The sequence below is a fragment of the Chitinophaga agrisoli genome (assembly GCF_008386695.1).
Lineage (GTDB): Bacteria > Bacteroidota > Bacteroidia > Chitinophagales > Chitinophagaceae > Chitinophaga > Chitinophaga agrisoli.
In genome coordinates this window covers 1-383 of the sequence record NZ_VUOC01000166.1, presented here as the reverse complement: position 1 = coordinate 383, position 383 = coordinate 1, and the positions used below count along the sequence as shown (strand labels likewise).

The 383-nt window shown below is 48.6% G+C and carries 1 protein-coding gene; it reads left to right on the top strand.

What is annotated here, in order from left to right; genetic code table 11:
• Window positions 1–383: Hsp70 family protein (locus F0L74_RS34840; RefSeq protein WP_149842260.1), on the top strand; the 383-nt coding region annotated here is incomplete at both ends.

Genomic DNA, 383 nt, shown 5'->3' with positions numbered 1-383 from the left:
AGGACTTTGACAATCGCATGGTCAACCACTTTGTCCAGGAGTTCAAGAGGAAATACAAAAAGGACCTCGCTACCAACAAGAGAGCTCTTAGGCGTTTGCGTACTGCATGTGAGAGGGCAAAGAGGACCTTGTCATCGTCCACACAAGCGAGCATTGAGATAGATTCTCTCTTTGAGGGTATTGACTTCTACACGTCAATTACTCGTGCTCGCTTCGAGGAGCTGAACGCCGATCTGTTCAGGTCTACCATGGAGCCAGTGGAGAAGTCTCTCCGTGATGCCAAGATGGATAAGGCTCAAATCCACGATATTGTACTGGTGGGTGGCTCCACTTGTATCCCCAAGGTGCAGAAGCTCCTGCAAGATTTCTTTAATGGAAAGGAG